Origin of the sequence: Mesorhizobium sp. ESP7-2, from assembly GCF_020164715.1 — a bacterium.
Classification (GTDB): domain Bacteria; phylum Pseudomonadota; class Alphaproteobacteria; order Rhizobiales; family Rhizobiaceae; genus Mesorhizobium.
The window spans coordinates 1-10,349 of record NZ_JAIUGQ010000079.1 but is presented as its reverse complement, the minus strand read 5'-3'; the positions used below and the strand labels follow the sequence as shown (position 1 = coordinate 10,349).

Genomic DNA, 10,349 nt, shown 5'->3' with positions numbered 1-10,349 from the left:
CGCGCTGATCAGCCCGGCCCATGCCGGAGAGCACGGCGACCAATGCCGCCAGCTACACCACCCAGAGGGACACGATCCCAGGCTGCCAACTGAAATAGCAGCGGAACGTTGATATAGGCCATTGGGCAGATGGCGGACGATATGGCCGAAGAACAGCGACACTACCAAGATCCGATCCAAGCGCAGCTGGGCGAACGGGTCACAAATCTCGGCCGCAGGCAGACCGATCTTGAAGCCGAGATGTGTTCTGGATTCCGGCAAATCGAACAGTCTTTCTCGTGGTTCACGAACGAGACGCGAAATTCGATTGCCGCCCTCGGCACCTCGATTTCCGAGCGTTGGCGTGATGGTGTCCGCGATCGTGGTTCTGGGCGGGTTAATCTATTGGCCGATCCGGGAATCGACCGACGACCTGAAGGCCTAGAAAATCGAGACCGCCGTCTTCGTCAAGGATGCTCTGGGCCTCGTCTCGGGTGAGGCCGAACTTGCGAGCATAGTAATCAGCTTCGGCCGTAAACTCGCGATCGGCGACAGGTTCGGTGACGCGTTTTTGCTTCTTTCCCGCGGCTCGAATCATAGCACAAACCGGGCAACCAACCTATTCGGAGTCGTTGACACTACGCTGGTTGATACCAGCACACTCCAGACTCGCCCACTGCCGAAAGGTGGCGGGCTTTTTTGTTGTCGCAGCGCTCCGCACGCGGACAGCTCAGTTTCGTATACCTGTCGCGACGGCCCATGCCGTCTCCGAGTTCGGTTTTCGAACCTCCGTCTCCCCGAACCCCACACCTTGCAGAGCAGCTGTGATCTCGTCCGGCTCACGTGGGGTGAAGATATCTGCTGGCATGTTCATCCGGTCCATATGCGCCTTGGGAAGGAAGCCCAAAACGATTCGCCCGCCGGGCCTAAGAACTCGTGCCAACTCAGCAGATCCGGCTTTCAGGCTTTGCCAGAAGTATACTGTGTGGACGCTGAGGACTTTGTCGAATGTCGCATCCGGCAAGGGCAGCTTTTCAACCGCCCCGACGTGAAACTCGGCTCGTCCGGCGCGCACCGCATCGGCAAACTGGCGAGCGGCAGCGCTCACCACATCGCGGGAGCGATCAACACCGCAGACGAATGACGCGCCACGGAGAAGGCGCTGCACTGCTGCGCCGCCGCCGAATCCGACTTCCAGCACTCGATCTTCCGGAACAATCTGTAATTGATCGAGAGCGAAGTTGTTCAGCCGGGCGTTGCCCCGGTTCATACCAGCTCGGACGAGCCAGCCGGCGATACCAGCCGGCCAGGAAAGCTGTTTTGCTATGAACCTTGGCGCCATCTTATTCCAACCCCTGCCGATCATAGGGCGGTTCGCCGGCTGTGAGCAGCCATTCTGTCGTTGAGCCGCTTCCTCCGGCCGGCGGGCTTGTTGCGTTCAGGAGCGTCTGACGACTTCGGGCTTCAGCCGCTCGTGCCTAGGCTGCTCGTGCCACATTACCTGGCGCAGGTCGCGCATGTCGGCCGGCTGGCCGCAGATCTTGCACTTATAGAAATGGCCGTCCTCATCGGAGGGCTCGCCGTCGTGCCGCTTGCCGGGAATCGGGAGGCCAAGGTCTGAAAGCTTCGTCATGGGGCCAGCAACATCCCGCCATGGTAAAAGTTCCCGGAATTATTGCGGTCCCTTTGCAGATGGGAGCGTGCCTTAGGTTGGCTTGTCCACCACCGGCTTCTTTCTCGTCGGCGGCTTGTAGGCGTTCACCAGCCTGACGACAGCGGCATCGACGGTGACGGGAATGCCCAGGTTCACCGTCACGCGGTTCTTGTCGAGTAGGTGGGTGACTTGCCAATCAGCTCGATGTGCTGGCCCTTCGTCACCTCTGTTGTTCGTCGACAATCGAAATGCGGCTGGCCGTAGGACGGGATTGAAGCGCTCACGCGGTCCTCGGTGACGCGCCGCCGAACAGTGGCGGTAATTGCGACCTCATCGCCGATGTTGATGACCTTCGACATGCCCATGAGTCTGGGGCGGGCAACAGCTTCGTCAAGCGGAGGCTAATATACGGGCCCGGAACCGAAACCGCAGATCGAGCTTATGATTCAATGAGCGCGCGTGGCATCGATTTCCTGCATGAATGGATCGCGAACAACATCCCCGAGACGGCGAAACCAGACGTCATCTGCGTGGATGAACTTACCGATAAGCTAATTGCGGATGCCAAGGCGATCGGCATCAAGCGGGTCGAGCTCGACGAGGAAGTGGACAGCCTCTACCGCACCATCATCGAAGCGATAGTGCATCACGAACATGGTCGGCCTGAATGACGGCGGCGGGGGGCCTTCGCGTCCTAGTTTCGATCATGTTCACAGACATGTTGAGGCTTTGGCCAAAAGGCGCGCGATCACGAACCGCTGCTGTTGAGCGTAGTGCCGACCGCCTTGAACTTGGCGTTGATTGAATTTCCGAGGGCGCCTGCTCAGGTGATGATGGCAAGCGCGATCCACTGCGGCATGAAGCGGCCGGCGACCCAATGGGTCAACCCGGGATCATTGGCAGGGTGAAGCACCTCCGGGGCGAGGAGGATTTGCGCCATGCCTCGCTTCAGGATTTCCGGAAAGAATGAGCAAGATCGGATCATCAGGCAGATGTGGGGTGGCCGGCGCCTCTCGTTGGGGAGAATTGCCTGAATTTGACGCCGGCCTGGCGAACCGAGGTCCGCCGCATATGCCAATCGGCTAATCTACCTCAAAAGGACATGGTGTGATCGCGGAAGCTACCCTCGGGTAGACTGGAAGCTGCGGACCGACAGGGCATCGCGGTAGCCGCGATTTAAGAGGAAGTCGGCAGCGTCTTCGAAGTGATCGCGGAGGCGATGCGGCACCGCGATGGCAGCATCGCCAGTGGATCTTGTAGCTTATGTCAAAATCGGCCGTGCGCGCTAGTAGTCCGTTTCGTGGCCGGTACGGCCGCCTGGCTTCGCCTCGGCAGATCGCTCGCCGCACGCCCTGTCAGCGCTGTCAGTTTGTGTTCGAAGGTCGCAGGGATGTTGGTCGTTCGCGCCTACATTCACCACGATGCCGGGCGGTTGGGCGGGCGCCAGGGTTGTTCCCCGAAATTGTTGAACACCTGCTATTCGCTGGCCGTCGCCCTCAATGTGTGTATTCCGGGTGTTCGGATTGAAAGGGTCGACGGTCTGCGAGAGGCTGTTCGTACGGTTCGCATCGCCGGCCGCCAATGTCACGGTGTCATAGTTGTTGAGATGGTCGGCGCCGCATCCGCTCAAAGCTAGGGCGATGCCGACGCATGTGGTGGGATAAAGCCGCATTGTCGACCCTCTAAACTGGGGACGGGCTGATGCCGGCGGCGTGCAGTTTCGCGCCAAGTTTCGCGCGAATAGCACACGCAGCTTTGTCACCGGCGACGCACTTGTTGTTGGTGTCCGACCAGTCCAGCAGAGCCGTGTTGATCCAGCTGCCAGGTGCGCGGGCTATCCCATAGGGTGTCGGAGGCGCGCCACTTGCAACGGCTGCTGCGGCGGCGGCTCCTTGACCGTGAGGCGCGCGTTTCCATCCGCTCAGGATGAGGCAGTTCTTCATGTACTGCTCTTCGGCAGCCAAGTTGCCGAGAGCGTTGCCAATTCCGGCACCCGCGACAAAGCCGGGTGATCCCATGGCAATATAGCCTTGGTCAGCCGAACCCTTTTGCAGTTCGCATTGGGCATGGGCGACATCGAAACTTGACCCATAGCCAATCTGCATGTAATCAGCTTGATTGCTCGTCTGACAGTCGCAAAGTGCTGCAATGACGCCCAGCGCCATCCACTCCTTGTTTTTCATCCTCTAGCCCCTCCCGAGGCCGAGAGGCAGCATCTATCACAGTCGACATGTCTGCAAGAGCCCAGAATTATTCTGGTAAAGTTCGGAATTGGAAATCTGCCGAAGCGAAAACTTGCTCGGAAGCACAAGATATACTGGATTATATAACAACGGACTTGTCCATTTACGTTTGTACCCGGACATTCGCTTGCGAACCCCTGCCGCAGCCGGTATCCAGTTGCGGAAGGGGGACGCCTGAGGCCTTGTAATGCTCCCGCCTGGTATGGGAGTGACTGTAATGGCGGCTTTCCGCTCACGGGGTGAAGTGTCGGCGTTCGACTGCAATATTATGCGCGAGGCCTTCCGGGTCTTGGTTCGTGAAGAACATATCGCTGAAGGCCAGTGGCAGGAATTCGCTGCTCAGCTATTTCGCGACTATACCGGCTACGAAGAGGTTGAGCCGCGCTTGCTGGAATGGATCACGCGGAAGTAGAGCCTTATCCACCGCTGGACACCGGGCGCTTTTGGCCATTAGGGTCCGGTGGGCCTCCGGTGCTCGACGCCATAGTTAGTTCATCATAATGGCGGTCGTTGGCCCTACAGGAAGTGATGTCCGCGCGGCCACATTTGTGTCGTCTGGCCATAGGACCGCCGCCGGAACATTGTCGAGAACCGTAAGTTCCTCCTGCCGGAGGACACCCGATGTCAGACCGATCAAAACAGCCGGACCTTAGTTCAACGCAGCCGGAGCTCAGTCCTGCCGAGGTCGAAGCCCTCGCACGCCAAATAGGGTGCTCGGAGGACCAGATTCGGCAGATCGTCTCGCTCGTCGGCTGGCTGGGCGCTTGACGACGGCGAGCAGGATGCCGGCGACATCCCGGAGGTATCAGCATATGGCGAATAGCAATCAGATCATTGCCAACGCCGTCACTGAGACCAAGGCGAAGGGCGCGCCGAAATCGAAGTGCTGGCTCGCCTCATTGCCGAGAAGATGCAGAGCATCCATGGCGATCAATACCGTGTCGAGATCGACCATTCTGTCGGAATGGTTTTGGTGAGGATGGGCTGAGCCGATGGAACTTTAGATCAAGGCCCGGCGGCTCCGGCTACCGGGCCTTTTCTGTACCTTGGGCGAAATCTCGTTACGAGGTGCCGCCTTGGACAACGACTCGATGATGGTGCCGGTGATGACGGGAGGTTTTGACGACGACGGTGGTGGAGTGGTGATGATGGCGTCTGCCGTGATCGTAGAATTCAACCCTGCCGTGGTGGCGGTGATGCATGCGGTGCCCATCGTTGATAACGATGGCGGTACCGTGATGATGATGCCTGTGATGCATCCTGACCACCACATCAGCTTCGGCAGCGGATGAGACAGCCGGAGCGGCGATGCAGAACGCCAGAGCGGCGAAGAGCACTGTTTTCATTGCGAAGATCCCTGTTTGGTTGAATTGCCCCTTCGCCCCGTTAACTCAACGCTGGCTTACTTTGTTCCGCAGTCGCGCCGGTGATTCAGGACATGGTGAATGTTTTGCAATCACAGAGTCAGCCAAGGGCCTGCTTATTGCACTGTCATGGTGACGGTGAGCTGCCGAGCCTGAACCCTCTCCAGGCATCGAACCGGGATATCGGGCCAAGTCGCCTTGGCGCATTCCGTGTCTGTGATGGCCACAGCGGGCTCACCTTGGACACTGGCCGCTTGCGTGGCCGTCGATCCCAAAAGGAATGTTTGCGTCAGGAGAGCCGAGAAGGCGGCGACTTGAAGCAGTATGGCGGCAAAGGCAATCTTCTTGAACATGCGAGAGAACGTTGTTGATGGCTGCCGGTTCCCTCAGGCGACGCCCTTGTCAATCATTCACCGATAGGAACATATTCCCCGTGCGGCGATTTCTTCCTTTCCGAGGCCGCACCATGTCCAAGACCATCGCCGACGCCATTCGCAGCCGTGAGACGTTCTACGTTACGTGCGGCCATCCCAATCATTCCACCCAGCTCGACCTGGAGGCGCTAGAGCGGGATGAGATTAGTTTCGGTCATATCCGGAGTTTTCGAAGTAGTGTGAGCATTCTGTCGGTGTGATGCGGTTGAGAATTTGGCCGATCGCGTCGCAAACGGTTTGGACGGTGCGGCTTGCTGCCTTTCTCAGCCAGTGCTTGAGTTTTGAAAAGAGCTGTTCGATCGGATTAAGATCGGGCGAGTATTTCGGCAGGAAGAAGAGCCTGGCGCCGGCAGCGAGGCGCAATGTGCCCTTGATCGGCGATGCCTTGGCAGCTGCTGAGGAAGCCGTGGCTGCGGCAGGCAACTCGTCGATGCTGTTCCCGACCTATGGCCGGCCTAAAGGCGCGTCCTCAGCTTCTGCTGCTCTTGAAAGCATGTACGGGCCTGTGTCACCGACCCGAAGGCAACTACACACTCGCTCCGGCATCTTATAAAAGACCGGCTACGTCTGGCAGGTGTGACCAAGTCGGACCAAGACATCGTGCTGGGTCACTCCTCGGGCAGCGTAGGCGAGGACTACGGTGGCGACGAGGCGCGGCTTGAGATGGCCAGACGAGCGCTGGAGAAGGCGTTGCCCTCTAGGGCGCCGGTTTAGCCAGAAACCGCAAAAAACCCATACCGTGCGTGCCGAGAGGATCGCGAGGTCCAATGGCGCTTCGTGAATTTGATCCGATTGGGTTCCATGGCGAAATGGGTGGGCAGTCTTCACCCAAGCTTTGAGTGAGTTCACCAACCGATCGATCATGTCTTCGGCGTTCGAGAGTCCGCCGTACCGCGCAACGAGGATAGCCGCATCGCCATCACCGTCGTCAAACGCACCGATACACAAATCAAGGGGTTCGTCGTGCTGCCAAGGCGTTGGGTCGTCGAAAGAAACTTCGGTTGGATTAATCGCGCCCGTCGCCTGGCGAAGGACTTCGAGGCGACCCTCGAGTCATCTCTCGCGTGGCTCCAGATCGCTCTCGCCTTCCTACTGATGCGAAGGCTGGCGAGAGGCGAGTGCCATGCCGCATGAATTTCGATTCAGGCTCTCAGACGTTGTGCTAACCTTCGGCCCTCCACTCGGATCTAGGGGAACAGGATGCGCATTAATCATCGCCCAATCCAGATACTCGTAGAGCCGAGCGATTATGTGCTGCGCAATATCGGCGACATGGCAATGCTCTATGCTGCCACGGAGCGGCTTGCGCGGCTGTGCGACAATTCGACGATCAACGTTCTGACTGACGATCCGGACGCGCTTCGCCGCTTCTGTCCCTTTGCCACCCCCCTGTCCGCCGAAGGGCGCGCCCTATGGCTCAAGCCTGATTTCAGGCCGGCCAAGTTGAAGCGGTTCGTGCCCAAGCACTGGCCCGATCGCATTCGCCGACACGCGCCGAGGCTTGTTTCTCTGTTCTGGCGCCTTAAGTTTAGGCATATGCCGGATGCACGCGCGGCACTTCTTCGCTTCACTGATGCTGTGGACAGGGCAGACCTTGTGCTTGTAAGTGGAATGGGCGGAATCACAGACGCTTTCCCAGAATATGCCCTGTCGGTACTCGAAACTCTGAATCTCGCGCTTGCAAGGAAAGGACGGCCGGTGGTCATGGTCGGCCAGGGGATGGGCCCGCTTGCCAATGCCGAACTGAGAGCGCGTGCATCGGCCATATTGCCAAGGCTCGACTTGATCGCGCTTCGCGAAACGCGAGCCGGGCTTCCTCTGCTCGCGGAGCTGGGTGTTTCCAAGGACAGGATCTGCGCAACCGGCGATGACGCCATCGAAATGGCGCATGAGATGCGAGTGGATGAGCTTGGCACCGGCATTGGCGTCAATCTACGTCTTTCCTCCTATTCAGGAGTATCAGCGGGTATTCTCGAAGGGCTGCGACATGTATTAGGCGCCACATCGGATTCGCTCGAGGCACCATTGATCGCCGTTCCAGTCTCATGGGTGCCTCGCGAAGCGGACATCGACGCAATTCGTGGACTGATGCCCACCGATGAGACCGAGTTGAACCGGGCACTCGCGATCCGCAGGCCGATCGACCTCATTCGGCAAATCCAGCGCTGTCGGGTCGTAGTCACTGGCAGCTACCATGCGGGCGTTTTCGCGTTGGCCAACGGTATCCCGACGATCGGGCTAGCCAGATCCGACTACTATGTCGACAAGTTCCTTGGCCTCGCCGATATGTTCGGCACGGGCTGCGAGATGGTGGCACTCGATCATCCGAACTCTGCCGAGAGGCTTCGATCGGCGCTCCGGCGCCTGTGGGAAGAGGCGCCCGCTATTCGCCCGGCGATATTGGCCAGGGCCGAAGCTCAAATCGCTGCCGGCCATACCGTTTACCGTCGCATTCGTGACGCGATCGGGGACCAAGGCTGAATCAGGGGCCGCCATGCTGGAATACAACAGTTGGTCGACAAGACTAAAAGCGCTCAGATGCAAGCTGTTCGGAAGGACCGACTTTGAGCGGTGGACCGATGCATCGGCATTCGAGGACTGGGAGGAAAGGACGAAAATCATTGCCCGGTTAGTGCCACCTGGGGCGAGGGTGATTGAGTTTGGCGTGGGAATGGGCAAGCTTCAACGTCATCTCGACCCAAGCTGCCAATACACCCCGTCCGACCTCGTGAGCCGCGGACCTGGCACGATCGTGCTGGACCTAAATCAACGACCCTTGCCTGATCTGACCGCCCATGCATTCGATCTCGCAATTTTTGCTGGGGTTCTCGAATACGTTCACGATCTACATTCCTTTGTAGAATGGCTGAGGCAGCAATCGCCGGCTTGTATCGCGTCATATGGTTGCGCGGCTCACCCCCGACATAGCCTGGCCAGGCTGCCGGAAACGTTCCGCCGCGCTGGCGCAGGCTGGACCAACACATTTACGGAAACAGAGCTGATCCGCCTCTTTGCCGACGCCGGATACGGGCTAGCGCACGCTGTCGACTGGCACACCACGGAAGGCGACGAGCGGATCTTTCACTTTCGAGACAATGACTGAACCCAGGCCGGTTCCTCCTCGCAGCTCCGGCAGGCATACTTCGGTCGGCGCGTGACGGGCAGATCTTGTCGGGAATGTCGATGACCTGCTCGATATGCGGCAGGTGCGCGGGCAGTGCGGGCACGAGCCTCGAGCTTGGCAGGATCGGCGGTGTCCTCCGCGGCGAAGCCCTCCGCCTCGACCTGCTCGGCCTCTTCCAGGCCCAGCAGCAACTGCTCGACGGGCAGGCTCTCTGCCCTGCGGCCGAAGCGGTGGCGCTGCAGTTCCTTGATGATCTGGCGCAGCCGCTCGTTCTCGGCGCGCTCCGCCGCGAGCATCGCCTGAAGCGCGATCGGATCGTTGGTCTGAGGCTCGGCCGCGTTGCTCATAAGGCCGATTCAATCATGCATTCCAATGCTTTGCCAGCGTCTCTGGCCGCCCATGGAATCAACTTGCCGCGACCGGGGAGCTGCGTCCACTTGCAGTCAGCGCCAGACAGGAGCCGCTGTTCGCGAGCCATCCGGTCCTCTTCACGCGATCTCTTATACCGTTCCTCCTGCTCAACCCGAAGCCGCTCCTCTTGTCGCTCCACGTGGTCCCTGAGCAAGCCGATGATGGCCGGAAGCTCAGTACCGTCGGCCCTTTCCTTCTCGTACAGCGCGAGGCACCCAGGGCGATGCTCCTCTTTTGGGTACGAGAAGTATTCCTCGTCCTCGAACGCTCTCAGGCGCTGGCTTACATCGGTTGCCGTAACCTGTGGCCCTGGCATCTCGTTGATGAAATCGCGCAGAGCCTCAACTGATATCCAACAACCCAAGGCAGATTTGAGAAGGACCTCGCGTTGCCCGTCCCACTTCCTCCAGATCGAATTGCCCCGGTCAACGCGCTGACGTGCTCCCTCCCCGCCAGAAATAGAAAGGCCCGCCGCCTTTGGGCAGCGGACCAGTCCAACAGATATGGGAACAGCATTTAGAGCGGGAGCAGCCTTTCGGGAACATTTAGCTATGTTGAATGTTCGATTGGTTATGACGAAGCTTTCGGAGCTTGGGGCACCGCCGAACCACCACTACGGGGGTGCGGCTTATCGGTCGGAGAATCTATACCAATGCCCAGTGTGTCGCCAGCCGGTGGACATGCGCGACCTCAGACAGCTCGTTTGGCACGACAACATGTTTCACGGCCCCTTGAAGCCGGAGATTGTTTGCACAGGCAATTCGCAAGGCTGAGCTACGCCGCACCGCGTGTCCGGGTTCGATGCCGACATTCTCCAAACGAAGACGCCGGATCCTGAATGGCGCGGTCTCGCTCAGAGCTTGGTCTACGAGTTTACCGAGCGCGAGCGAGTTGACGCTGCCTTGGTGGATTGGATCACTAGAAATGCGCTTCCAACCTCCCGCGCTGTCCGGCATCGTTTAGATGATCCGCTTTGTAAGCGCAGCAGCAATTGGGCCGACTTCTGCGATGACCTCCGCCATTGGGATGTGAGCCTCGCTTGCCAAACAGGTAAGACTGATACATGGGTTCCAACCCCGACCCCTTTGAGGTCCGGATGGTTGAGGCTGTTCGCGACGTAGCTATCGAACAGTTCGCGGG

Annotated in this window: 13 protein-coding genes and 2 pseudogenes; 7 read left to right on the top strand and 8 right to left on the bottom strand. The window is 59.1% G+C overall.

The window, feature by feature from the left end; all coding sequences use genetic code 11:
- Nucleotides 1–129: 129 nt before the first annotated feature.
- Nucleotides 130–477: a hypothetical protein gene (locus LB543_RS33245; RefSeq protein ID WP_181183112.1), complete on the top strand. Its 348-nt coding sequence runs from the start codon at nucleotides 130–132 to the stop codon at nucleotides 475–477.
- Between the two features lie 232 nt (nucleotides 478–709).
- On the opposite strand, the gene LB543_RS33240 is transcribed toward LB543_RS33245, so the two are convergent.
- The 3 genes from LB543_RS33240 to LB543_RS33230 all read right to left on the bottom strand — a co-directional run bounded on the left by LB543_RS33240 (nucleotide 710) and on the right by LB543_RS33230 (nucleotide 1,992).
- On the bottom strand, nucleotides 710–1,249 hold the full coding sequence (locus tag LB543_RS33240; protein ID WP_181183111.1) for a class I SAM-dependent methyltransferase: 540 nt from the start codon (nucleotides 1,247–1,249) through the stop codon (nucleotides 710–712).
- A gap of 168 nt (nucleotides 1,250–1,417) precedes the next feature.
- Complete coding sequence (locus LB543_RS33235; RefSeq protein ID WP_140813727.1) at nucleotides 1,418–1,612, bottom strand: hypothetical protein; 195 nt, start codon at nucleotides 1,610–1,612, stop codon at nucleotides 1,418–1,420.
- 179 nt (nucleotides 1,613–1,791) lie between these two features.
- Nucleotides 1,792–1,992, bottom strand: coding sequence for a hypothetical protein (locus LB543_RS33230; RefSeq protein WP_318013038.1), 201 nt, complete (start codon nucleotides 1,990–1,992; stop codon nucleotides 1,792–1,794).
- Nucleotides 1,993–2,082: 90 nt separating this feature from the next.
- On the opposite strand from LB543_RS33230, the gene LB543_RS33225 reads away from it, so the two are divergent.
- Nucleotides 2,083–2,304, top strand: a complete 222-nt coding sequence (locus LB543_RS33225; protein WP_140813726.1) for a DUF768 domain-containing protein — start codon at nucleotides 2,083–2,085, stop codon at nucleotides 2,302–2,304.
- Nucleotides 2,305–2,918: 614 nt separating this feature from the next.
- Here LB543_RS33225 and LB543_RS33220 read toward each other — a convergent pair.
- The gene (locus LB543_RS33220; protein ID WP_140813725.1) at nucleotides 2,919–3,305 is read right to left on the bottom strand and encodes a hypothetical protein; all 387 of its coding nucleotides are present in this window, start codon (nucleotides 3,303–3,305) and stop codon (nucleotides 2,919–2,921) included.
- A 10-nt stretch (nucleotides 3,306–3,315) separates the two neighbouring features.
- Complete coding sequence (locus tag LB543_RS33215) at nucleotides 3,316–3,816, bottom strand: hypothetical protein (protein WP_140813724.1); 501 nt, start codon at nucleotides 3,814–3,816, stop codon at nucleotides 3,316–3,318.
- 277 nt (nucleotides 3,817–4,093) lie between these two features.
- Here LB543_RS33215 and LB543_RS33210 point away from each other — a divergent pair, with 277 nt between their 5' ends.
- The gene (locus LB543_RS33210) at nucleotides 4,094–4,288 is read left to right on the top strand and encodes a hypothetical protein (protein WP_140762657.1); all 195 of its coding nucleotides are present in this window, start codon (nucleotides 4,094–4,096) and stop codon (nucleotides 4,286–4,288) included.
- 414 nt (nucleotides 4,289–4,702) lie between these two features.
- Here LB543_RS33210 and LB543_RS34010 read toward each other — a convergent pair whose 3' ends face one another.
- Nucleotides 4,703–4,831, bottom strand: coding sequence for a hypothetical protein (locus LB543_RS34010; protein ID WP_263489405.1), 129 nt, complete (start codon nucleotides 4,829–4,831; stop codon nucleotides 4,703–4,705).
- A gap of 121 nt (nucleotides 4,832–4,952) precedes the next feature.
- Here LB543_RS34010 and LB543_RS33205 point away from each other — a divergent pair, with 121 nt between their 5' ends.
- Complete coding sequence (locus LB543_RS33205) at nucleotides 4,953–5,168, top strand: hypothetical protein (protein ID WP_181183110.1); 216 nt, start codon at nucleotides 4,953–4,955, stop codon at nucleotides 5,166–5,168.
- Between the two features lie 650 nt (nucleotides 5,169–5,818).
- Here LB543_RS33205 and LB543_RS33200 read toward each other — a convergent pair.
- Nucleotides 5,819–6,097, bottom strand: coding sequence for a transposase (locus LB543_RS33200; protein ID WP_263498918.1), 279 nt, complete (start codon nucleotides 6,095–6,097; stop codon nucleotides 5,819–5,821).
- Between the two features lie 495 nt (nucleotides 6,098–6,592).
- Between LB543_RS33200 and LB543_RS33195 the strand changes: the two are divergent.
- The 3 genes and pseudogenes from LB543_RS33195 to LB543_RS33185 all read left to right on the top strand — a co-directional run.
- Nucleotides 6,593–6,808, top strand: a pseudogene (locus tag LB543_RS33195) (transposase); the annotation flags it as partial.
- Between the two features lie 66 nt (nucleotides 6,809–6,874).
- Nucleotides 6,875–8,155 carry a polysaccharide pyruvyl transferase family protein gene (locus LB543_RS33190; RefSeq protein ID WP_140762669.1) on the top strand — a complete coding sequence of 427 codons (1,281 nt, stop codon included), beginning with the start codon at nucleotides 6,875–6,877 and terminating at the stop codon, nucleotides 8,153–8,155.
- Nucleotides 8,156–8,168: 13 nt separating this feature from the next.
- A complete protein-coding gene (locus LB543_RS33185) occupies nucleotides 8,169–8,777 on the top strand; it encodes a class I SAM-dependent methyltransferase (RefSeq protein ID WP_140762672.1) in 609 nt (202 codons plus the stop codon).
- Between the two features lie 55 nt (nucleotides 8,778–8,832).
- Here LB543_RS33185 and LB543_RS33180 read toward each other — a convergent pair.
- Nucleotides 8,833–9,145, bottom strand: a pseudogene (locus LB543_RS33180) (transposase domain-containing protein); the annotation flags it as partial.
- Nucleotides 9,146–10,349: the final 1,204 nt, after the last annotated feature.

Coding starts and splice junctions, on each gene's coding strand:
- LB543_RS33245 (WP_181183112.1), top strand. CDS start 130: ATGGCGGACGATATGGCCGAAGAACAGCGACACTACCAAGATCCGATC.
- LB543_RS33240 (WP_181183111.1), bottom strand. CDS start 1,249: ATGAACCGGGGCAACGCCCGGCTGAACAACTTCGCTCTCGATCAATTA.
- LB543_RS33235 (WP_140813727.1), bottom strand. CDS start 1,612: ATGACGAAGCTTTCAGACCTTGGCCTCCCGATTCCCGGCAAGCGGCAC.
- LB543_RS33230 (WP_318013038.1), bottom strand. CDS start 1,992: ATGTCGAAGGTCATCAACATCGGCGATGAGGTCGCAATTACCGCCACT.
- LB543_RS33225 (WP_140813726.1), top strand. CDS start 2,083: ATGAGCGCGCGTGGCATCGATTTCCTGCATGAATGGATCGCGAACAAC.
- LB543_RS33220 (WP_140813725.1), bottom strand. CDS start 3,305: ATGCGGCTTTATCCCACCACATGCGTCGGCATCGCCCTAGCTTTGAGC.
- LB543_RS33215 (WP_140813724.1), bottom strand. CDS start 3,816: ATGAAAAACAAGGAGTGGATGGCGCTGGGCGTCATTGCAGCACTTTGC.
- LB543_RS33210 (WP_140762657.1), top strand. CDS start 4,094: ATGGCGGCTTTCCGCTCACGGGGTGAAGTGTCGGCGTTCGACTGCAAT.
- LB543_RS34010 (WP_263489405.1), bottom strand. CDS start 4,831: ATGGTCGATCTCGACACGGTATTGATCGCCATGGATGCTCTGCATCTT.
- LB543_RS33190 (WP_140762669.1), top strand. CDS start 6,875: ATGCGCATTAATCATCGCCCAATCCAGATACTCGTAGAGCCGAGCGAT.
- LB543_RS33185 (WP_140762672.1), top strand. CDS start 8,169: ATGCTGGAATACAACAGTTGGTCGACAAGACTAAAAGCGCTCAGATGC.